This is a genomic window from Erwinia sp. TECH1, from assembly GCF_054057575.1.
On sequence record NZ_JBSRZK010000001.1, the window covers coordinates 2,284,139 to 2,304,579 of the forward strand.

Genomic DNA, 20,441 nt, shown 5'->3' on the forward strand with positions numbered 1-20,441 from the left:
AGGAATAATAGATGAACTTTAAAAAAGTGGTTGTTGTAGGCGATAAATTTAATGAATTCGCCAACGGCAAAGATGTTTTGACAATTTCTCAGCTTAAATTACTGACGCAAATTCCTTCCAATATAATTGATAAAGAGCATGAAATCATTATCGGTCAGGGTGTACGAAAAGACTTCGCTGAGAAAGTCATTTTAAATCAGGGCAGAAACGCCGCTCACGGAAATAAAATTAAAATATGTGCTCTTGAAAAAATGGTTAATGATAGAAAAAATACACATTGCCATAAGCGGTTTGAGCAGAATGTCCTTATAGGCTCAGCGGAACAGACTGAACATAACGGTGACCTTTTCGTCATGTCGCTGTTGATTGATGAACGCTGTGAGATCATGGCCGATCATCAGACAGGACAGCATGTTCAGGGGATGCTTCTGGTAGAGGCAAGCCGCCAGGCTTTTATTGCCGTAACGGAAGAGTTTATTTATAAGCAGGAAACAGGACGTTATTACATTATCAACAGCATGACAATTACCTTTTCAAGTTTTCTGTTTCCTTTACCGGCACTGGTCCATTTTGAATTCCTTCAGAAAGATATTAATGATCGCAGGGGACGCTTTAAGGCACAGGTTCGTGTAACTCAGCATCAGACGCTTTGCACGACTATGGATGTATCGTTCACCGTATATCCTTCGGGATTGATTTGTGAAAAAGAGAAGTCGCTTGCTGAAGCTGCCATGCAGGCAGCAATCCCAGGACAGCATGGCGTGCCGCACGTGGTCACTCATGCCTGAGCTAAGTACTAAGAAATACCGTCTGGTTGCTACTACGCAGGGACCGCTGTATCCCCCTGCGGAGGTCATGGACGGTAACGGCAATTTTGTGGTGGTTGGCATGGTTCCGGGAGAGAATGGGCTGGAATGGCGTAGTGTGATTGTCGCAGCTGATAGTCCTCTTCCTGTATTCGGGGCCACTGCACCCTACAAAATATTGTGTGACATAGATGACATGCCACAGGAAGAGCTAAAGGATGTCATGCTGCATACTCTTCCTCTCCCCATCCCATTAAATAATTATGGCATGTCGTTTGCGCCAGAGCAGCGACCGCAGGCAAACACCGAAAGCCGACCAAGCCTGCCCCTGCATGAAGGCTATATAGCTGATTACCGTAGCAGTGATGGAAAACGTCAGATTCGGCCTGTCACTCTTGCAGACTGGATACGTGCTGAGGGCATTTTTGAAATATTGCTTTCGGAAGATCGCACGCGCGCCATGTTTAGGTTTTCATTTCGCCATCTTGTTCCCGATAGTATTTATACCGTAATGAGCCTTCGTGAGAAAGATTTAGCGACAGAAAATCCAAGTCGACCGGGACCTCTGGGCGTACCTAACGTATTTATCACCGATCACAACGGTAATGGAGATTATTGGGCGGAATTACCAGACCCCTTTCCAGCACACGAACGGAATGGTAATCGGGTTATTAATGTCGTCGTCCTTTATATGAGTTCCCGTCAGAGCTACGGGGGCGCTGTAGGACTTTATGGTCTGGGTGGAGACATCCATGCACACTTAAAATTGAAAAGTCGCTCTTTCGATGAGTTAATTACATTAAAATGAGGTAAAAATGCCATTTATTCATGTCACCACCTGGCCTGCGAAAGATGAAATTGAAATTATCAGACTGCAGGAAGATATCACATTTGCAGTGCATAAAAATACCGGAGCACCTCTGGATAAAATCTCCGTTGTTATTTCCGAGGTACAGCCATCTCGCTGGTCTGATGCAGGTGTACCCGGCAACCATAAAGATTTCAAGGTAAAAAGTCGAAGGGAAAATTACGAGGAGTAAGCCTTGCAAAAAGTTAGTCGCTTTTTTTGATGTCGATGAGACGCTTATAAATATTAAAAGCATGTTTAATTTTTATGAGTTCTGGTGTTGTGAGAATAATGGCTACGATAAATTCGAAAACTATATGGAACATTTTCGCGATCAAGTAAAAAAAGGAACATCTCGCGAGCAACTCAATAGAGATTATTATCGAAATTTTGTGGGTGTTAGTTATAAAAAACTGGAAGAAGCCGGCGAAAAATGGTTCAGGGTTAATTTTGAGTCAGGTTTTTTTATAGACAGTGCAGTTAGGGCTCTGAGAAAACATCAGGCTGAGAATACGGATGCCGTTTTTATATCTGGTTCGATGCGTCCCATTCTTTCTCCTGTTGCAATATATCTTGGTGTAAAAGATATCCTCTGCGCTCCATTGGTAATTACTGATGTAGGAACGCTTACAGGCGAAATAGGTATGCCGCAGACTATTGGTTGCGGAAAGAAGGACGTGCTTATTCAATTTTGCAGTCACAAAAAAATAAGTCCTGCTGACTGCTATGCCTATGGAGATGATCTCTCAGATATCCCCATGCTTGAATCTGTCGGCCACCCCGTTTGTGTAGGGAAATCTACGGCGCTTGCCAAATATGCGATAAACCAGCATTGGCCAGTTATTTAAACCACCCCAGAGGTAGGAAAATATGAAGGCAGAAATATCCCCGCAGACTATGTCCTTAAGGTCATGGCTTGCCCTGTTTATTCTGGCTCTTTCAACTTTTACGATCGTCACGACAGAGCTGGCTCCCGTTGGCCTGCTGACGCCCATTGCAGAAGGGCTCCGTTCCTCTGAATCAGCTGTTGGCATGACGGTTTCGCTTTATGCCTGGGTAGGTGCACTGAGCGCGCTTTGTGCGTCGGTCTTTCTGGGCAATTTTGCCAAAAAACGGCTTTTACTCACGCTCACGGTCGTGCTTTTTCTGTCTAACGTCCTTGCCGCTATGGTGAACACATATACGGTACTGCTTGCAGCACGCGTACTGGGTGCGCTTGCTCATGGTGCATTCTGGGCGATGATCGGGGCTACGGCAGTTGCTATCGTGCCGGTCAGATACATAGGTGCCGCAACCTCTATCGTTTTTGGTGGCGTCTCTGCAGCCAGCGTGTTTGGCGTGCCGCTATCAAATTATATCGGTAGTCACTTCGGCTGGAGACAGGCGTTCTGGCTGATGGCTGTACTCAGCGTGATTGCTTTTGCCGGTATCACCGTACTTGTTCCGCAGATAACCAGCAAAAGTACTCTCGGTCTGGAGGCGCTAAAAAGCGTGCTGAAATGCCCCATACTGCGGAAAATTTACTCTGCCACTTTACTGGCAGTAACCGCGCACTTTGCCGCTTTTACCTACATCGAACCATGGCTGCACACTCAGCATTCTCTTACAACATCAATAATCCCGGTTGTTCTGTTTGTGTATGGTATAGCAGGTCTTACCGGTAATTTTCTGACCGGGATGTTGATTGATAAATATCTCAAGTTAACGGTATCGGCGTCGGTCCTGCTTATCTGCGCAGTACTGATATCTTTAGGTTTATCCGGTGCGGCACTTTCAGGCACCGCTGTCTTTACCGCAATGGCCATTTGGGGCGTAGCTGTTTCTGGGATCTTTGTGGGCTTCCAGACATGGGTTTTACGACTGGCAGAAGACAGAACCTTTCCGGCTTCTGCAGTTTACGTATCATTTTTCAATATCGCCATTGGTGTCGGAGCGTCTGCCGGTGCCTGGATGATATCCGCTTTTTCAATCCAGCTACTTTATATCGTAGCAGGTGCAGCTATCGGGTTTTCTGTCTTACTCGTAGCCGCAATCCCAACGCGCGCTACGTCAGCACTAACCATCATGGAGAAACCTTATGAGTCAAATAAGTAATCTGACACATTATGGCAGAGACATTATGAACCGCCTTGAGCCCGGTCTTGCCGATAAAGTCACCGGACGACTGAATGAACTTGACGCCACCTTACCGGCTTTGATCACCGATTACGCTTTTGGCGCTGTGGTTGGCCGCCCCGGTCTGGAACTTAGAACAAGGGAAATGCTGACCGTTGCATCGCTTGTGACGCTGGGTAACGCTATGCCGCAGCTTGAGTTACACATGAGAGCCGCGCTTAACACTGGCGTCAGCCCTGAAGAGCTACTCGAAATTGTGATACAGATGGCCGTCTATGCCGGCGTACCGGCCTGTATGAACGGTTTGACGGCCTACCGCGCTGCTATGGCGGCGACAGGCCATACTTTGCCCGGCCTGAAAGAGGAAAACTCATGAGCGAAGTTGTCATTGTTTCTGCAAAACGCACGGCAACGGGCACGTTCCTGGGCTCCCTGTCGGATCATTCCGCCGCCGAACTTGGGAGCCGCGTCATTCGTGCGCTTCTTGAAGACCTGGACGTGAAAATTGGTGAAATTTCTCAGGTCATTATGGGGCAGGCCCTGACGGCTGGCTGCGGCCAGAATCCAGCACGTCAGGCCGCACTGAATGCCGGACTGCCTGTTACAACGCAATGCCTGACTATTAACAAGGTCTGCGGATCAGGTCTTAAGTCGGTTCACCTGGGTATGCAGGCGTTGCAGACTGGTGAAGCAGAATTTGTTATTGCCGGCGGTCAGGAAAGCATGTCCAGCGCACCACATATTCTGATGTCTTCGCGCACCGGGACACGGCTGGGAGACAGTTATATGAAAGACACCCTGATGTCTGATGGGCTCTGGGATGCTTTCGACAATAATCATATGGGAGTAACCGCCGAGAACGTTGCGGAGAAGTTCAATATCAGTCGCGAAATGCAGGATGAATACGCCTTTTTATCTCATATTAAAGCAATGGGTGCTCAGAAACAGGGGATTTTCGAACGTGAAATCGTTCCTGTAGAATGGCAGAACAGAAAAGGCGAAACCCTGAAAGTGGATACGGATGAAGGCCCCCGCAAAACCAGCATTGAAAAACTGATGCAGCTGAAACCTGTTTTCAGAAAGGGCGGAACGGTGACAGCAGGTAATGCTTCTTCACTTAACGATGGCGCCGCCGCTGTCCTCCTCTGTACCCGAAATACGGCGACGGCAAGAGGGCTACCGGTTCTCGCCTCTCTGGGCGTGTTTGCTAACTCAGGAATTAAACCGGCATTAATGGGCGCAGCACCGATACAGGCTATCGCAGACTGTCTTTCACGCTCGGGCTGGAAACCTGAAGACGTTGAACATCTTGAATCCAATGAAGCCTTTGCAGCCCAGGTGCTGGCAGTGATGAGCCGGACGGGTATTTCACCTGATTGTGTCAATCCGCACGGCGGTGCAATCGCGCTCGGGCATGCTATCGGGGCCTCAGGATGCCGTATCCTGGTGACGCTCGTGCATAGCCTGGTGCGTAGTAATAATAAGCGCGGCGTTGCGGCACTGTGTGTGGGCGGTGGTGAAGGCGTAGCGCTGAGCGTTTATCGCTAAAAATATCAGCTCTACAGCAGCTGCGCTGGTTAAGAACAAAAAACCGGGATGATCCGGTTTTTTGATTATAAGGGCTGATTTCAGGCGTTAACGCCTTTCATGCCTTCCTCTGAATACCGTTCGCCTTTGATCTCAATACGCTGGTGAATATTGTTCAGCAAGGCAATATCTGAGTTGTCCAGAACGATGTCGGCCGCGAGCGCATTTTCGGTCAGATAATTGATGTGCCTGGTGCCGGGAATCGGTACCAGCTTATCGTACTGCGCGAGCAGCCAGGCTAGCGCAATCTGACCTGTGGTGCAGCTGTATTTTTCAGCAAGCGGCTGCATAACGTCAAGAAGCTGGGCGTTATGATCGAGGCTGGACTGAATAAATCGCGCATTATTTTTACGGAAATCACCTTCCGCAAAATCGCTGTTTTTACGGTATTTCCCGGTCAGAAAGCCTCTGCCCAGCGGAGAATAAGGAACCAGACCAATACCCAGCTCTTTCACTGCCGGGAGAATTTCATCTTCAATATCGCGTGTCCACAATGAATATTCCGTCTGCAGGGCTGTGAGAGGATGTACAGCATGGGCGCGGCGCAGGGTTAAAGCGGAAACCTCGCAGAGTCCAATATGGTTAATCTTACCTTCTTTGACGAGACGGCTCAGGCATTCCATGCTCTCTTCAACAGGTGTAGCCTGACTGACCCTGTGAAGATAAAACAGATCGATCCGCTCAATGCCAAGCCTTTTAAGGGATTCATTACAGCAGCGGGTAATATAATTGGGTTGATTGTTAATGGTGCGGGCATAAGATTCGTCAGGGGAGCGATCGATCCCGCACTTTGTGGCAATTTTAAACTGCTGGCGTGTGGCCTTATCGAGCCCGGCAAGAAAGTGACCAATAAGTCGTTCATTGTGGCCTCGCCCGTACAGGTTAGCGGTATCAATTAACGTAATATTCAGGTCAATAAGGTTATAGAGCAGCTGTAGAGAAGCCTTGTCATCTGTCTGACCATAAAATTCGCTCAGGCCCATGGCCCCATAGCCGACAGCGCTGACTGTAAAATCCTGGGATAAATTTCGGGTATACATAATCTCTCCTTTTTCTGAATTTTTTAATTGTTCCACCTTGATTGCGGTTAATGAATTGTTATTTTGGTTATACAAAAAAAGTATCAGGTCAGAAGAACCACATGGCGGGTTAGCCACTGCAGTTAAATTCTCATAATCTGATTCTGTCTTTATTCGGATCGACAAGTTAAAAGCCCGTTAAACAACACGGGCGTTTATTATCAGGCGGCGCTGTTATAGCTGGTGGAGGGGAGCAGGGTTTTACTTCCTTTCAGCGTAAACAGGGAAAGGACGGTAAAGCTTAAGGTGAGACAGCCCAGCACAAGGTAAGCCTGATGGAAACCAACGGTGTCATACATCCGGCCTACCCATGCCGACAGCACCACGCCCGAGAGCTGTTTCGATAAATTAAAGCCTATCAGGAACAACGTTGCCGAAAGCTTTGGGTTAAATGCGGAGGAAATATATTTAAAATGTGCCCACCAGCAGGAACGGCAGTTCAAACATATGCAGCATTTTTAAGATAACAACTTCCACGGCCGATGAAGCAAAAGACGACCCCAGAATACGTGCCGACATAATAACGCCTGCGATCAGCAGGGCATTCTTCGCGCCAATGCGGTTCACAATGGCGGGGGCGAAGAACATAATCAAGGCGTTGAGCAATTCTCCACCGGTAGTCACGAAGCCAAACACTTCGGTGCCGCGTTGTGGGCTGGAGAAAAAGCCTTTGAAAAAATTGGCGAACTGCTGGTCGAAAACGTCATAGACGCTGGCGACGCCAACCACGTAAACAATAAAACCCCAGAAGCGCGGCATCCGCAGCAGCTCGGCGGCGGTGCGCAGCGAGAAGGCCTGGCGGTTGGCGCCCAGTGCCTCGATAACCCGCTCGCTGTTACTGCCTTCCGGGCGTGACACCCAGAGCAGTACGCCAAGCACCAGGGCAAAACCGGAGGCGATCCAGAAAGTAATATTAGGATCTATGCCAAAAAGAATGCCGGTGATGGAGGCACACAGCGCCCAGCCGATACAGCCGGAAACGCGAACTTTGCCATACTCGAAACGGTTAGCGCGGCTGACGCGTTCAATATAGGCTTCTACCGCTCCGGAGCCACTGGAGAAAACGGCCCCCAAATAGATACCGCCAGCCAGCGCGCCGACGAAAATATTCATTTGCAGCAGAGGCGACAAAACAAAAATAAAGAAGGGCGCAAACAACACCAGTAAGACCGTGATTGTCCACAACAGGTGTTTACGTAACCCCAGCTTATCGGAAATCAGCCCAAATACCGGTTGGAAGACAATCGAAAACAGTGAAATAGAGGAAAAAACAATCCCCGTTTCTGTTTTGGTCAGATGGTTAACTTCCGCCAGCCAGACCGGGAAAAACGGGAAATACGCGGACATAATGAAATAGTAAAAGAAAAAGAACAGCATAAAGTAAATAAAATTATGGCGTTCTCTTGGAGCGAGTGCAGAGAGTTTCATGGCGACTTTTCCATCTGGTTATACCGATAAGCCGGGGGCCTGCGCCCCCGATTATTATTGGAAATGCATCGTTAACTGGTAGTGCCATTTCGTTTCAAGCAACAGCCACTGCTGCAATACGCTGGGCGTCCAGGAGTCATCGCCGCCAACGCCCATATGCTGGCCGTCAAGGGTTATCCAGACGCCGTTTTCCGGCTGCATCCGGTGCCAGTGATCGGTCTTCATTAATTGCGCGGTGCTGTAGGGCTGTACGGAGAAGTGAAAATCGCCCGCCACATGCCAGCGCCCCCAGTCCAGGGCTTGGGTGTCGCAGCGCAGTCCGTTTTCGGTCGGGAAAATGTACGGCGTGCTCATCTCCTCCAGCGGCAGTTCCCAGCGAGAGAAGCAGGCGCTGGTACGCCGATCCGGGTAGTTCTCATGCGGGCCGAATCCCAGCCATGAAACCGGTTTATTCTGATCCGGCACCTGAAAAGTCAGCCCGACGCGCGGCAGCGGCGGCAGGGTGGCGGCACGTTCGCCGTCAATGGCCAGATGCAGCTTGCCCTGCGCATCAAAAGTCATCCGCCAATGGCTGATAATCACCACCTCGTCCCCGCTCAGGTAGTGCCAGCAGCTGTCGATCACCACCTCATGGGCCAGACGCTGCGCGTCACACTGTACGCAGCGAGCGGTGAGGTCGTACAGGCCAGCGCTCTTCCAGCGTTCAACCCAGGCGTTGGGATCGATACGCTCCACTTCGCTTACGCCAATATCGTTATCCAACGGCGCGCGCACGAACTGGTCACGCAGCGGGGTCAATAGCTGCTCCACGCCATCCATCTGCCAGTGCGTCAACAGTCCGCTTTGACGGTCAATCACCCACTGCTGTAAGCCGCTGCGCACCGTCCAGGCGCTGTCGCTGCGTTCAAGCTCAGGCGCATCGCCTGCTGGCTGAGGCGCATGCAACACCAATGGGGCGGCGAGCACAAACTGCTGGCAGGCAACGCGATGCCCGGCAGCGGACCAGGCGGTGGCCTGCGGCTGGATAACCTCCAGCGTCAGCCAGACCTCTTCGGCCCCGGCGGGCAACGTCAGTTCCTCCAGCAGCGTCAGCTCGCTCTGGCCTTCAGGCCGCAGCGCAAGCGTTGTGCTGCCCTGGCTAATGGTTTCACCGGCTGCCTGAACCTGCCAGTGCAGCTCCTCGTTATCCGTCGGACGGAACAGATACTCGCTGACAATGCTGATGCGCAGCGGATGTTGCGACAGCAGGGCAAACTGGAAGTATTGCTGCGCGTGTTTGGCCTCAATTAATGACGGGTGAGGGCGGCGGTCAGGGAACACCAGCCCGTTCATGCAGAACTGGCGATCGTTGGGCTTATCGCCAAAATCACCGCCGTAGGCCCAGCCGATGCTGCCGTCGTCAAAGGTTTTGCTAATCGCCTGATCGGCCCAGTCCCAGACAAAGCCGCCCTGCAGGCGTGGGTAATCACGAAACGCCTGCCAGTAGTCGGCATAGTTGCCCAGGCTGTTGCCCATGGCATGAGCGTATTCACAAAGGATTAGCGGGCGCTGCTCGCCGGGCAGACCGATCCACTTTTTAATGCCCCATTTCGGCACCGCTGGAATGAGCTGATCGTTTTCCACGCGGGCGTACATCGGGCAGATAATATCGGTGGTCGTGCTGTCCGCGCCGCCGCCTTCATACTGCACCGGGCGTGACGGATCGTTACGCTTGAGCCAGTGATACATGGCTTCGTGATTGCTGCCGCCGCCGGATTCATTGCCCAGCGACCAGATAACGATCGACGGGTGGTGGCGATTGCTTTGCACCATCCGCGTGACGCGGGCGCTCCAGGCCGGCAGCCAGGCCGGATCGTCGGAAAGACGATTCATCGGCACCATGCCGTGGGTTTCGATATTGGCCTCGTCGACCACGTACAGGCCATAGCGGTTACAGAGTTCATACCAGCGCGGCGCGTTGGGATAGTGCGAGCAGCGAACGGCGTTAAAATTGTTCTGCTTCATCAGCAGAATGTCCTGCACCATATCCTCTTCTGTAACGACCTGGCCGCGCTGAGGGTGATGCTCGTGACGGTTAACGCCACGGATCAACAGCGGTTTACCGTTCAGCTTCAGCAGGCCATTGTCGATTTCAACCCGGCGAAAACCAATATCCCAGGCCTCGGCCTCGATCAGCTCATCGCCGTGCCACAGCGAGACGACGGCCCGATAGCAGTTCGGCGTTTCCGCGCTCCACAGGGCCGGACGCTCCACGGGAACGCGCATCATGGCGCGTTCCGCATAGTTGCCTCGCTCGTCAATGGCTGGCGAGCCGGGCTGCTGCTGGTGGCTGGCGACCCGCTGCGCGTCATGCCACAGCTCCACGTTGACCGTCAGTTTTTCAAGCAGCCGTTCCGGAGCAGCAACGGTGACATTCACCTCCAGCTCAGCGTCGCGATAAAGCGCATCAAGCTGCGGCGTAAGCTGAACATCGCTCAGGTGCAGCGACGGCTTATTCAGCAACCATACTGAACGGAAGATGCCGCTCATCCGCCACATATCCTGATCTTCAAGCCAGGTGCCCGCGCTCCAGCGCATCACCATAACGCAAAGGCGGTTCTCGCCCGGCTGAAGCGCGGCGCTGAGATCGAAGGCCGCAGGCAGGCGACTGTCCTGCGAGTAACCGATCCATTTGCCATTGCACCAAAGATGGAAGGCAGAATTTACACCGTCGAAGATAATCTGCGTTTCACCTTCGTCCCGCCAGCTCTCCTCCACTATAAACGTCAGCGAGTAGCAGCCGGTCGGGTTCTCTTCCGGCACGCGCGGCGGCGTGGTGTCGATGGGATAGCGCACGTTGGTATAGATTGGCGCGTCGTAACCCTCCATTTGCCAGTTCGAAGGCACGGGCGTAGGACGGCTCTCCGCCAGATCGCTTTCCAGCCAGCTGGCGTCCACCTCAAACGGGCTGCGCGCATAAGTGAATTGCCACTGGCCATCCAGCTGACGGCGGTGTGATGAGGTCTGATTTTCCCTTGCCGCGCGAAGATCGCGCCAGCTGGAGAAAGGCGCATGGGCCGGTAAACGGTTCAGGTGCGTAATGGTCTGGTTTTGCCAGTCTTCACGTGCAAGCACGTCATGAAACGAAACGCTGTGGGGGGCATGGCCGTCGTGATTGCGCATAGGTCTACCTGATAGCTAAAAGTAAATGTCATTCGCCAGACAAGATGGAGTGTGTTATCAGATATTTTGTTAGTAGCCGCAATATTGCTGAGATTGAAACTCATTGGCGATCACGAAACAGGATAGAAACAGCCATTTTTTGTCGTATTTTAGACAATAAATGTTAGCGTAAGACATTCAGGGCAGAGGACAGAGGAAAAGAAGATGCAGCGGCGTATGGCAACTCTGGAAGATGTGGCTCGTGAGGCCGGTGTATCACAACAGACGGTTTCGCGTGTGCTGAACAGGCCTGATGTGGTTTCTGAACGAACCCGTGACAAAGTCATCCACGCCATGCAGGCGTTGCACTACGTGCCTAACCGTTCGGCACAGTTGCTGGCGGGGAAATCGGCGCCGTCGATCGGGTTGATTACCGCGTCGTTAACGCTGCATGCTCCTTCGCAAATCGCCGCCGCGATAAAAAGTCACGCGGGCGCGCATCAGCTGGAGGTTGCTATCGCGATGCCGGTAACGGCCGATTACGCTTCTCTTCAGGCACGTTTGCATGAGTTTCGCGCACAGAATATCCGTGGCGCCATCATCAATCTTCCCCTGGAAAGCAGCCTGGCGGAAAAGTTGGTCAGTGAGAACCCGGATATTAGCTGTCTCTTTTTAGATATCTCGCCGGAAACCGATGTCTGCTCGGTGCGGTTTAATCATCTGGACGGCTGCGGCGCCTGCGTCAACCATCTCTGGACGCTGGGGCATCGGGAGTTCGGTCTGCTTGCCGGGCCAGAGAGTTCCGTCTCGGCGCGGATGCGGTTGAGCAGCTGGCGCGAAGCCTTGCACCGGCTTGGGGTGAGCAACGCGGTAACGGTTTTTGGCGACTGGAGTGCGGCCAGCGGCTGGCACAAAGCCTTTGAGCTGTTGCATCAGCAGCCGCGCATTAGCGCGATCGTTGTCGCGAACGATCAAATGGCGCTCGGGGTGCTGAGCGCGCTGGCACAGCTTAATCGCACCGGCAGCAGGGCGGTTTCCGTTACCGGCTATGACGATACGGCGGACAGCCTCTATTTCCAGCCGCCGTTAACAACCGTTGCGCAGGATTTCGATAAGTTAGGGAAAAAAGCCGTTGAGCTGTTAGTTCAGAAGATGGCCGCACCGCAGATGCGCATCCGTGAGCTGCTGCCGACGCGTTTGATTGTCCGGCAGTCAACCTGGCCCTGCGGCGGAGAAAACGAGGATGAGAAGGGGGCAGTGATTGCCCAATTAAAAACGCTGGTGGAAAGGTTGTGAATTTTCCGCGTCTATTTAGCCTTGCAGCAGAAAGGCGTATTGGCCGGTTGCGGCAGTAACAAGCGCCTGCTCAGGTTACTACCTCATATAGCGTCGTGAGTAATGTCGTGATTTTATAGATTAACGTTGCACGGCGATGCCCGCAGCCAGGCATTATTGCATAATGCTTAGTGCGCGAGGAGAGGACGTTGAAGTGATCAACTACACGGTGAATTTACGAGTCGATTTTAACTCTCGCACAACAGAATGCGGCAAGCAACGCCCATAAATTAGGGATTCGTAATCATGACCAGTATCATCAGTTATCTGACAGGTGCATTGGAAAAGTTCGCCTGAGGTGGTGTATTCATATAACTTTGCCTGTTCGGCATTAGCTATAAAGTCGATCTTTATGACAGCCTTACTTACCCAAAAGCCAGGTATTTTCTGTTTGGTTAGTAGGTTTTTGAGCATGTTGGCGTAGCGATGCACAATGTAACTTTGCAGATTATATGTGGGGGTAGTTTTAGACAGAATAAGAGGAAAAATCATTGAGGAAAGGCAATTGTCCAGAGCTAACGATTTAAGCTGGCCTATAGACCAGTATCCTTTAAAGTCGTTGTTTCTGCTAACAAAGCTCCCATTAAGCGCATTCACTATACCTTTTAATTCACTTCGACGTGCCATAAGTTAATTCCTGGTTGCTGCCCATAAACATTATGTGCAACTTTAACTTTCATTAATATCTGTGCGCAAATTTTTAGGCTGATATCTCCGGGCTCTGGGGGGCTATCAGTCATTATTACCCAACGGATTTTTGTATATCCGCTTCTGCCACAAAGTGCACATCCATCATCAAACGTACAGTCAACAGTCAATTAATCCAGTCTGTTGGCACCTGCCCAAACCTTCCCATCAAGCGCAGCACACAAGTCAATAACGCAGTGCTCTCATCATTTCTATTATCGCTACGCTACCTTATAAAGGCTGCCGCACAGCCTTTATAATTTAACTGAAGCGCTTATTCCAGTGCAGCAAGGATCGCGGCTTCCATTTTCTCTGGGGTAGAGATCGGTGCAAAACGCTTAAGTGGTTTGCCGTCGCGTCCGATCAGGAACTTAGTAAAGTTCCATTTGATTCGCCCACCCAGCACGCCGGGCAATTCGGCTTTCAGGTAACGAAACACCGGGTGCGCCAGGGCGCCGTTGACCGCCACTTTCTCAAACATCGGAAAGCTCACGCCATAGTTGATGTGGCAGGTCTGCGCGATGTCGTCAGCACTGCCGGGTTCCTGCTTACCAAACTGATTGCAGGGAAAACCCAGCACCACCAGCCCTTGGGCGGCGTACCGCTTATAGAGCGATTCAAGGCCCGCGTACTGTGGCGTAAAGCCACAATGGCTGGCGGTATTGACCACGAGCACCAGCTTGCCAGCGTAGTCGGCCATAGGGATCGGCTGGCCACTCAGGCTGGTGGCGGTAAGTTGGTAAAACGTGGTCATGTCGACATCCTCAGAATACTCATATTGCAGATGGCTTGTGTAAGACAGGATAGTTGCCCGTCGAGCAGAATGGCATATTTTTCACATCAGCTGCTGACGCAAAGCTGCCTGTGTCAGCAGCAAGGGCAGCGATGAGCGAGACGCGGGCATAGCTGCTCTACGTCAAGGCTGCCTTACATAACGTAACGATGCCGGGAAAAGTCGAAAATCCCTACGCATTGTATAATTCAGGCATAACGCGACAGTTGCAGGCTGTACAGCCGTTTAATCAAGCAATATTCATTAAAGGTTATGGGCGAATTGGCCGATAAACGCAGTCTACTGCTTCTGACCCTTGAGTTTTGCCATAGATAATTTCCCGCTCCGGCAGGTGAAATGGCACCGTAGAAACTGCGGCATCAGCCAACAACGGACCCGACCACCATGAACACTGTGATCAAACCTACTCTTTCCGCCGTTTGGTCCACAGACGCCCAGGGCATTTGCATCACCAGTCAGGAAAGCCCTGCTGGCCTTATACCCACACTGGAAGGCGTAACGCTAAGTGCATGGCTGAGGCTCGCACAGGCTGATGATGATGCGCAGATCGCGCTGCAACTGACTGCGGCGTTGGAATGCGTCACGCCTTTTCATATCGAAGTGCCAATCCGTTGTCTGGATGGCACGACACGCTGTGTGATTGTTTCAGGCCTGCCTGACTGTCCACCCAATGTTCCTTGCCTGCAATATAGCGGCTTCATTTTTGATATAACCGGGCAGCGCAAAGCCCTGGAGGAAGCGCTGCGCACGGCGGCGGAATACCGTCTGTTAATTGAAAACAGCACTGACCTGATCGCCCATTGCGACGCAGACGGCAGGTACGTTTCAATCTCGCCTTCTTACAGCAAAATGATCGGTTGGTCAGCCGATGAGATGAAAGGTCAACCGGTGGTGGATTTCCTGCACCCCGATGATCGGGCATCCGCTACGGATGCACTGGTATTCCTTTTCAACGGTGGCGTGCGGTCGGATGTGGTCGAGGTGCGTAAGCGGCATCGCGACGGTCACTACATTACGCTTGGCACCAAGGCCTGCGGCGTCAGCGACCCTTCCACCGGCAAGAACATCGGTGCCGTGCTGGTTTCGCGGGATATTACTCATGATAAAGAGCGGATCCGCAAGCTCGAAAAACTGGCCACCCGCGACACGTTAACCGGGTTGCCTAATCGGGCCTGGATCAACGACCGGGTGAGCCACATGCTTGCGCAGGGAAAAGATCTGGCCTATACCACCGTCCTGTTTATCGATTTGAACGGGTTCAAGGCGGTCAATGATTCGATGGGGCACGCAGTAGGGGATGTTTTGCTACAGCTGGTAAGCGAGCGGCTACGACGCTGTATGCGCCCTGGCGATGCGGTGGCGCGTCTGGGCGGGGATGAGTTTGTGGTAGCCGCGAAGTGTACCAACCGCAAGGCGGCATCTGCCATCGCCCGGCGCATTATTAACAGCCTGAAAGAGCCATTTGCTATCAATAGCACAGAAGTACGCATTGGGGCGTCTGTTGGCATTAGCCTCGCACGGTTCGGGGCGGCATCGGCCAACATGCTGTTTGAAAATGCCGATAAAGCGATGTACCAGGCGAAAGCACGACAGGATGGGTCATATCAGTTTTTCGAGCCTGCGGCGCAGCCGTTACGTCATTAGCATAGCGTTGGCTCTGTTTTGCGATCTCTTGTGGTGTCTGCCTGGCATAAAGCCGGCGCCTGAAAGCTAGAAGCGGAAGCACAGCTGCCCGAATGCTTGTGCCGCGCCCTGACGGGCACTGTACGTCCCACTCTCTGTGTTCAGAAAAAAACGCGATTAGTTATCGACTTCCCGGGCCGTCAAGCAGCGGATCGGCCAGTGTAGCCCTGGTTTTAGGCAGGCACTGCGGATAGTTTTGCTGAATAAACTCAATCATCTTTTCCCGCACGTGGCAGCGTAAATCAAAGGCCATGGGGGAGTTTTGTGCCGTCATCAATAATCTGATGGTCATGGTTCTGTCATCAGTATCCGTTACCTGCAGCACCTGAGTTTCCTGATCCCAGAGCTTTGTTTCACTGAGGATTTTTTCGAAATGCTGACGCAGAGGTTCTAACGGCATGGAGTAGTCAAGGTAAAGGAAAACGGTGCCTAATATTTGGGCGTTATTACGCGTCCAGTTCTGGAAGGCGTTTTCTGTAAAGTAGGTGATGGGCAGAACCAGCCGGCGCAGATCCCAGATACGCACCACCACATACGTCAGGTTTATCTCCTCAATCCAGCCCCATTCTTTTTCAACCACTACAGCATCATCAATTTTAATCGGTTGGGTGAAGGCTATCTGAATACCGGCAAACAGGTTAACGAGCGACTTTTGCAGGGCAAAGCCAATTATTATTCCGGCCACCCCGGCACCGGCCAGAATTGTGGTGCCGAATTTTCGCACGCCGGGGAAGCTGAGCAGGATCAGTGAAACACACAGCGTCACGAGCAGGACGATAGCGACCTTTTTTACATATATTATCTGCGTACGGATTTTACGGGCACGAAGATTGTTAGAAAGATTAATGTCATAGCGGATAAAAAGCATATCCTGCACGACATTAGTCAAACGAATCAGGATAGAACAAAGCGAAAGTATAATGAAGGTATTAATAATCGTTGTAATAAGATCAAGATAGTGCGGGTGAATATTAATATAATTAAGCCCGACGTTGATTAACATCAGCGGGATGAAAAGAAAAATTGATCCGCGAAGATGCTTTTCAAGGGATTTAAATAATTTCCTGTCACGATTCTGCCAGTAGCGGATGAACCTGAGAATGATAAATCGCGCAACGGCCCCCGCAGCGAAAGAGAGCGTGACGAGCAATAAAGCAGGCACCCACGATGGCGCGCCAGATAACTCATCGAATAGTAATGGCATTCTTTTCCCTTATATCCAGCAACAACCACAGGCTGTCAGCGAAGTCATAAACATCCAGTAACCGCTGTCTTCACGGTTATCTGCAGCGTAAATGGTTTACGCAGATGAGTTTATGAAAAATTCTGTTAACTGACGCAGTAAACGTAAAAAAATCGGACAAAACCGATAATTCAGATGAGTTTTTTATTTAATTAATTGAAATTTATAATAATTTTTATTTATCAGCCAGTAAGCCGGGCGACCATGCCTGTATCGTATAGATCTTGAGCGGTGGCCTGACGGAAGGAGGCTCACCAGAAGCATAGCGTCAGATCGCCGCCGGATTCGATAAGCAAAACCAGCCTTCGCGATAATTCAGACGAGCGTGGCAGCCGTAGAGAAGGAAGAGCAGGTATGTCCGGGCAATACTGAAAGCGATGAAAGGGAATGATAATCAGCCGCTAGCATGTTCGGGCGTGAGCGTTCTCTGAATGTTCAGGCTTCGCTTTGCGCATAACCTGCCTGAACGCGCCGGGCGGCATACCGTACTGTCGGCTGAATGCCCGCGTAAACGTCTGCTGCGACTCAAAATCATAGCGCAGGGCGATAGTTATAATTCGCTGGTCGCCGCTGATAAGCTCATCAGCGGCGGCCTTCATCCTTTCCAGACGAATAAAAGCACCCAGGCTGATACCGGCGTAGCGCACAAAGCACCGGTTCAGATACCACTTTGAATAACCGTAGCGGGCCGCCACCTCCTGAACGGTGACTTTTCTGGTTAAGTTTTCTCTTATCCAACATACCAGCCCCGTAAAAAATACGTCGTCCGACAGCATATTGTTATTCCCGCTGGCTGCCCAGGTTTGATAAATATCGATACGAGCCTGCACGGGCAGGTACGCAATGAGGCACGGCCTGGAAACGCTTATGCGCAGAAAGCATCAGAATGTATAGGTAAAGCCGACCGTGCCCGTTGCTTCATTGCGCCGGGAAACAACAGGGCTGTCGGCTACGCGATCGCCAAGCCAGGTATAGCCCGCGCTGATAAGCGTTCCCCAGTGAGGATCAAACTGGTGGCTCCAGATCAGAGAGGTTGCAATACCGTAAAAACCGCCCGGCGCGCGGTAGCGCGTAAACCTGCTGCGCTGGCTCTGCGCCTGACTGACGCCGTACCAGGTATTCATATAGCGGGCATCGCCAAATAATGCCGCGGTTTGCAGCGCGACGGTATCGCTTTCACTCTGCACCGGCAGAAGGGTCAGGGATGCCTGATAATTGACGCCCTGATCGTCACTGAACGGCAGAACCGCTTTGCCCTCGGCGCTGAGCCATGGCGTGACCTGCCAGCCGATGGCCAGCGCTGTATTGACCGTGGGATCGATTTTGCCCATGCCCTTCAGCCTCTTACCGCCGTCACGCCAGTCTGAATTTTTGTCATCTCGTCCGAGGTTGTAGCCCAGCGTATGTTCCAGGTAGAGTCCACTGTTGCTTTGTAAATCGTAGCCAATGCCTTTTTGAGCATCCGCAAAGAAGGCACCGTGTCGGGCCTGGAAAACCGGAACCGGCTGAAGGCGGGTTTGATCCGAGCCGCTGTAGCGGGGCGCAGACTGTGCGCCGACGCCGACGGTCACGCTATTTTGGGCATCACCGCTGTCCGCGCGGGCCGTCGCTGAAGTTGTCAGGGCCAGACCGGCCATATACAGCAGTGCTTTTCTGGTTATCATCACCTTACCTCTTATGGGTTCATTCCACTTTGCCGATACACCCGTATCGACAACCCGGAGTATCCTGTGGGTGTGTCAATAAACGGCCAGGGAATTGTGAAGAAAGTGTCAAGGTGAACCATGCAAAACAAAAAAATTCTTATTATTGAGGACGACGCAGATGCGGTTGAGGTGCTTGAAGCCTATTTACGCCGCGAAAACTACGAAGTTCGCGCGGCCGGGGACGGGGTGTCGGGCCTGGAAATAGCCGGGCGCTGGCACCCTGATCTGATCCTGCTGGACGTGATGCTGCCGGGTCTTAACGGTACGGAGGTATTGGCAAAAATCAGGCGCAGCAGTGACGTTCCTGTGATTATGGTAACGGCCATCGGCGACATGCCCGATCGCATCGGCGCGCTGCGCTACGGTGCCGACGACTACGTGGTCAAGCCCTACCATCCCGGAGAGGTTGTGGCGCGCGTGCAGGCCGTGCTGCGGCGAAGTCAGCCAGCCGTTCAGCAAGAGGAGGTGCTGCGCTGGCAGGCGCTGGAGGTTCATACTTCGGCCATGACCGTAACCGTTACGCGCGGTATTGATGATCTAATCAACGTGGACGTGACCCCAACCGAGTTTTTATTACTGGTGACGATGATGCGCGCCCCGGTTCGTGCGCTCAGCCGTCAGTTTTTACTGGAGCGGTGCCTGCCTGAAAGCGACGCGCTTGAACGCGTGGTCGATACACATATCTACAACTTGCGCAAAAAACTTGAGGCGGCCGGCATGAAAGAGGTTCTTCTTAACGTACGCAGCGTCGGCTACAGGTTCCGGCAGCCATGAAAAATCCACAGCTGCAAACCCTGTGGCGTTGGATCTGCGTTCGCATTCTGACGCTTGCCATCGGTACCGTTGTCCTGATAGCGCTGTGCATGTGGCTGCGCTTTACGCTTCAGTATCTCTGGATCACCTGGCATATGCCCCACGCGATACTGCAGGAATTCCTGGTTCTGCGTGAAAACCCTAATCTTAATCCGGCGCGTTTTCATCAGATCATTGATAGCTGGTGGGGTATCGGCTATTCCGATCCCTCCATCGCCTCTTCGGACTGGATCACCGTCGGCGTCCTGGTGCTGGTGACGATTCCATTCATTGCCTGGTTCGGGCTGCGCCATGCCCGCCCGTTGTCGGCTCAGTTCAGCCAGCTCAGAGGCGCAGCTGAACAGGTAACGGAAGGTGACTTCGGTGCGCAGGCTGCGCTGACGCCGTCGGCACCAGCAGAACTGGTGCAGTTCGCACAAAACTTCAACGCCATGACGCGCCAGCTTGCGCGTTATGAAAAAGAGCTTCGCGCCTCACATGTCGCTATGGCGCATGAGCTGCGCTCCCCGCTGACCGCAGCCATGGTTCGGCTACAGGCGCTGCTTGACGGCGTGTTCAGCGCGGATGGGCGACAGCTTGCCATGATCATGGGCCAGCTGAACTGCCTGCGCAGGCTGATTGATGAACTGCAGCTGCTTTCACTGGCGGACGCCGGGCAGCTTAGCCTGGAAAGGGTTCGCTGCTGTCCGTCCGAGATCCTGCGCTATCGCCTGCAGTGGATAAAATCCCAGCTTGATGAAGCAGGCATTTATCCGGTTGCCGAACTGGCTGAAAAAACGCTGCTTAACGTCGATCCGTTTCGTCTGGGGCAGGTTTTTACCGTCCTGCTGGAAAATGCGCTGCGCTATGCGGGTTCCGGCACCAGCCTGTATCTGAGCAGCCGCAGCACAGACGGGCATTATGAGATTATTTTTCAGGACAAAGGGCCCGGCGTGCCGCCGGCGTTTCTTGAAGTCATGTTTGAGCGCTTTACGCGCGGAGAGGCCTCACGGGCACGGCATTCTGGCGGGAGCGGGCTGGGCCTTTCAATTGCACGCGCTATCTGTCAGGCGCACGGCGGAACGCTGGACGCCACGCTGCCGCCTGAGGGCGGATTAAGAATGCGGATCGTGCTGCCTCACGATGCATAACGGTTGCTGAGGGTCTTGACACTCCCTTGATGGAATGTGGCCGGGTTC

18 protein-coding genes and 1 pseudogene are annotated in these 20,441 nt (G+C 52.4%); 11 read left to right on the forward strand and 8 right to left on the reverse strand.

Annotated elements, in window-relative coordinates:
• The first annotated feature begins 11 nt into the window (after positions 1-11).
• From ACVWZ0_RS10735 to ACVWZ0_RS10765, 7 genes are read left to right on the forward strand one after another with little or no spacing between them, the layout of a single operon-like run.
• Positions 12-788: an AfsA-related hotdog domain-containing protein gene (locus ACVWZ0_RS10735; RefSeq protein WP_253454303.1), complete on the forward strand. Its 777-nt coding sequence runs from the start codon at positions 12-14 to the stop codon at positions 786-788.
• The gene (locus tag ACVWZ0_RS10740; RefSeq protein ID WP_253454302.1) at positions 781-1,614 is read left to right on the forward strand and encodes a hypothetical protein; all 834 of its coding nucleotides are present in this window, start codon (positions 781-783) and stop codon (positions 1,612-1,614) included. The genes ACVWZ0_RS10735 and ACVWZ0_RS10740 overlap by 8 nt, the downstream gene beginning before the upstream one ends.
• 7 nt (positions 1,615-1,621) lie before the next feature.
• Positions 1,622-1,846: a tautomerase family protein gene (locus ACVWZ0_RS10745; protein WP_253454301.1), complete on the forward strand. Its 225-nt coding sequence runs from the start codon at positions 1,622-1,624 to the stop codon at positions 1,844-1,846.
• On the forward strand, positions 1,833-2,501 hold the full coding sequence (locus ACVWZ0_RS10750) for an HAD family hydrolase (protein ID WP_367399481.1): 669 nt from the start codon (positions 1,833-1,835) through the stop codon (positions 2,499-2,501). The genes ACVWZ0_RS10745 and ACVWZ0_RS10750 overlap by 14 nt, the downstream gene beginning before the upstream one ends.
• A 22-nt stretch (positions 2,502-2,523) precedes the next feature.
• A complete protein-coding gene (locus tag ACVWZ0_RS10755; protein WP_253454299.1) occupies positions 2,524-3,747 on the forward strand; it encodes an MFS transporter in 1,224 nt (407 codons plus the stop codon).
• Positions 3,731-4,144 carry a carboxymuconolactone decarboxylase family protein gene (locus tag ACVWZ0_RS10760; protein ID WP_253454298.1) on the forward strand — a complete coding sequence of 138 codons (414 nt, stop codon included), beginning with the start codon at positions 3,731-3,733 and terminating at the stop codon, positions 4,142-4,144. The genes ACVWZ0_RS10755 and ACVWZ0_RS10760 overlap by 17 nt, the downstream gene beginning before the upstream one ends.
• Positions 4,141-5,316, forward strand: coding sequence for an acetyl-CoA C-acetyltransferase (locus tag ACVWZ0_RS10765; protein WP_253454297.1), 1,176 nt, complete (start codon positions 4,141-4,143; stop codon positions 5,314-5,316). The genes ACVWZ0_RS10760 and ACVWZ0_RS10765 overlap by 4 nt, the downstream gene beginning before the upstream one ends.
• An 80-nt stretch (positions 5,317-5,396) precedes the next feature.
• On the opposite strand, the gene ACVWZ0_RS10770 is transcribed toward ACVWZ0_RS10765, so the two are convergent.
• The 3 genes and pseudogenes from ACVWZ0_RS10770 to ACVWZ0_RS10780 form a co-directional block, all read right to left on the reverse strand.
• Entirely contained in the window at positions 5,397-6,395 is a 999-nt protein-coding gene (locus ACVWZ0_RS10770; protein WP_253454296.1) for an aldo/keto reductase, read from the reverse strand.
• 200 nt (positions 6,396-6,595) lie between these two features.
• A pseudogene (locus ACVWZ0_RS10775) lies at positions 6,596-7,862 on the reverse strand (oligosaccharide MFS transporter).
• Between the two features lie 54 nt (positions 7,863-7,916).
• Complete coding sequence (locus ACVWZ0_RS10780) at positions 7,917-11,024, reverse strand: beta-galactosidase (protein WP_253454294.1); 3,108 nt, start codon at positions 11,022-11,024, stop codon at positions 7,917-7,919.
• A gap of 204 nt (positions 11,025-11,228) precedes the next feature.
• On the opposite strand from ACVWZ0_RS10780, the gene ACVWZ0_RS10785 reads away from it, so the two are divergent.
• Positions 11,229-12,299: a LacI family DNA-binding transcriptional regulator gene (locus tag ACVWZ0_RS10785; protein WP_253454293.1), complete on the forward strand. Its 1,071-nt coding sequence runs from the start codon at positions 11,229-11,231 to the stop codon at positions 12,297-12,299.
• Positions 12,300-12,500: 201 nt separating this feature from the next.
• Here the strand turns inward: ACVWZ0_RS10785 and ACVWZ0_RS10790 are convergent, their stop codons facing one another.
• Complete coding sequence (locus tag ACVWZ0_RS10790; protein WP_253454292.1) at positions 12,501-12,965, reverse strand: hypothetical protein; 465 nt, start codon at positions 12,963-12,965, stop codon at positions 12,501-12,503.
• A gap of 334 nt (positions 12,966-13,299) precedes the next feature.
• A complete protein-coding gene (locus ACVWZ0_RS10795; protein ID WP_253454291.1) occupies positions 13,300-13,779 on the reverse strand; it encodes a glutathione peroxidase in 480 nt (159 codons plus the stop codon).
• A gap of 423 nt (positions 13,780-14,202) precedes the next feature.
• On the opposite strand from ACVWZ0_RS10795, the gene ACVWZ0_RS10800 reads away from it, so the two are divergent.
• Positions 14,203-15,462: a sensor domain-containing diguanylate cyclase gene (locus ACVWZ0_RS10800; protein WP_253454290.1), complete on the forward strand. Its 1,260-nt coding sequence runs from the start codon at positions 14,203-14,205 to the stop codon at positions 15,460-15,462.
• Positions 15,463-15,622: 160 nt separating this feature from the next.
• Here ACVWZ0_RS10800 and ACVWZ0_RS10805 read toward each other — a convergent pair whose 3' ends face one another.
• The 3 genes from ACVWZ0_RS10805 to ACVWZ0_RS10815 all read right to left on the reverse strand — a co-directional run bounded on the left by ACVWZ0_RS10805 (position 15,623) and on the right by ACVWZ0_RS10815 (position 18,408).
• Positions 15,623-16,705: a mechanosensitive ion channel family protein gene (locus tag ACVWZ0_RS10805; protein WP_253454289.1), complete on the reverse strand. Its 1,083-nt coding sequence runs from the start codon at positions 16,703-16,705 to the stop codon at positions 15,623-15,625.
• A 440-nt stretch (positions 16,706-17,145) separates the two neighbouring features.
• On the reverse strand, positions 17,146-17,520 hold the full coding sequence (locus ACVWZ0_RS10810) for a helix-turn-helix domain-containing protein (protein ID WP_125290027.1): 375 nt from the start codon (positions 17,518-17,520) through the stop codon (positions 17,146-17,148).
• 105 nt (positions 17,521-17,625) lie between these two features.
• Positions 17,626-18,408 (reverse strand): MipA/OmpV family protein, encoded by a 783-nt coding sequence (locus ACVWZ0_RS10815; protein ID WP_125290026.1) that lies wholly within the window; start codon positions 18,406-18,408, stop codon positions 17,626-17,628.
• Positions 18,409-18,528: 120 nt separating this feature from the next.
• Here ACVWZ0_RS10815 and ACVWZ0_RS10820 point away from each other — a divergent pair, with 120 nt between their 5' ends.
• Together ACVWZ0_RS10820 and ACVWZ0_RS10825 are read left to right on the forward strand one after the other, a co-directional pair.
• Positions 18,529-19,224 carry a response regulator gene (locus ACVWZ0_RS10820; RefSeq protein WP_253454288.1) on the forward strand — a complete coding sequence of 232 codons (696 nt, stop codon included), beginning with the start codon at positions 18,529-18,531 and terminating at the stop codon, positions 19,222-19,224.
• Positions 19,221-20,393: a sensor histidine kinase gene (locus ACVWZ0_RS10825; protein WP_253454287.1), complete on the forward strand. Its 1,173-nt coding sequence runs from the start codon at positions 19,221-19,223 to the stop codon at positions 20,391-20,393. The genes ACVWZ0_RS10820 and ACVWZ0_RS10825 overlap by 4 nt, the downstream gene beginning before the upstream one ends.
• Positions 20,394-20,441: the final 48 nt, after the last annotated feature.

Coding starts and splice junctions, on each gene's coding strand:
- ACVWZ0_RS10800 (WP_253454290.1), top strand. CDS start 14,203: ATGAACACTGTGATCAAACCTACTCTTTCCGCCGTTTGGTCCACAGAC.
- ACVWZ0_RS10760 (WP_253454298.1), top strand. CDS start 3,731: ATGAGTCAAATAAGTAATCTGACACATTATGGCAGAGACATTATGAAC.
- ACVWZ0_RS10825 (WP_253454287.1), top strand. CDS start 19,221: ATGAAAAATCCACAGCTGCAAACCCTGTGGCGTTGGATCTGCGTTCGC.
- ACVWZ0_RS10805 (WP_253454289.1), bottom strand. CDS start 16,705: ATGCCATTACTATTCGATGAGTTATCTGGCGCGCCATCGTGGGTGCCT.
- ACVWZ0_RS10795 (WP_253454291.1), bottom strand. CDS start 13,779: ATGACCACGTTTTACCAACTTACCGCCACCAGCCTGAGTGGCCAGCCG.
- ACVWZ0_RS10785 (WP_253454293.1), top strand. CDS start 11,229: ATGCAGCGGCGTATGGCAACTCTGGAAGATGTGGCTCGTGAGGCCGGT.
- ACVWZ0_RS10780 (WP_253454294.1), bottom strand. CDS start 11,024: ATGCGCAATCACGACGGCCATGCCCCCCACAGCGTTTCGTTTCATGAC.
- ACVWZ0_RS10815 (WP_125290026.1), bottom strand. CDS start 18,408: ATGATAACCAGAAAAGCACTGCTGTATATGGCCGGTCTGGCCCTGACA.
- ACVWZ0_RS10765 (WP_253454297.1), top strand. CDS start 4,141: ATGAGCGAAGTTGTCATTGTTTCTGCAAAACGCACGGCAACGGGCACG.
- ACVWZ0_RS10745 (WP_253454301.1), top strand. CDS start 1,622: ATGCCATTTATTCATGTCACCACCTGGCCTGCGAAAGATGAAATTGAA.
- ACVWZ0_RS10790 (WP_253454292.1), bottom strand. CDS start 12,965: ATGGCACGTCGAAGTGAATTAAAAGGTATAGTGAATGCGCTTAATGGG.
- ACVWZ0_RS10810 (WP_125290027.1), bottom strand. CDS start 17,520: ATGCTGTCGGACGACGTATTTTTTACGGGGCTGGTATGTTGGATAAGA.
- ACVWZ0_RS10735 (WP_253454303.1), top strand. CDS start 12: ATGAACTTTAAAAAAGTGGTTGTTGTAGGCGATAAATTTAATGAATTC.
- ACVWZ0_RS10740 (WP_253454302.1), top strand. CDS start 781: ATGCCTGAGCTAAGTACTAAGAAATACCGTCTGGTTGCTACTACGCAG.
- ACVWZ0_RS10820 (WP_253454288.1), top strand. CDS start 18,529: ATGCAAAACAAAAAAATTCTTATTATTGAGGACGACGCAGATGCGGTT.
- ACVWZ0_RS10770 (WP_253454296.1), bottom strand. CDS start 6,395: ATGTATACCCGAAATTTATCCCAGGATTTTACAGTCAGCGCTGTCGGC.
- ACVWZ0_RS10755 (WP_253454299.1), top strand. CDS start 2,524: ATGAAGGCAGAAATATCCCCGCAGACTATGTCCTTAAGGTCATGGCTT.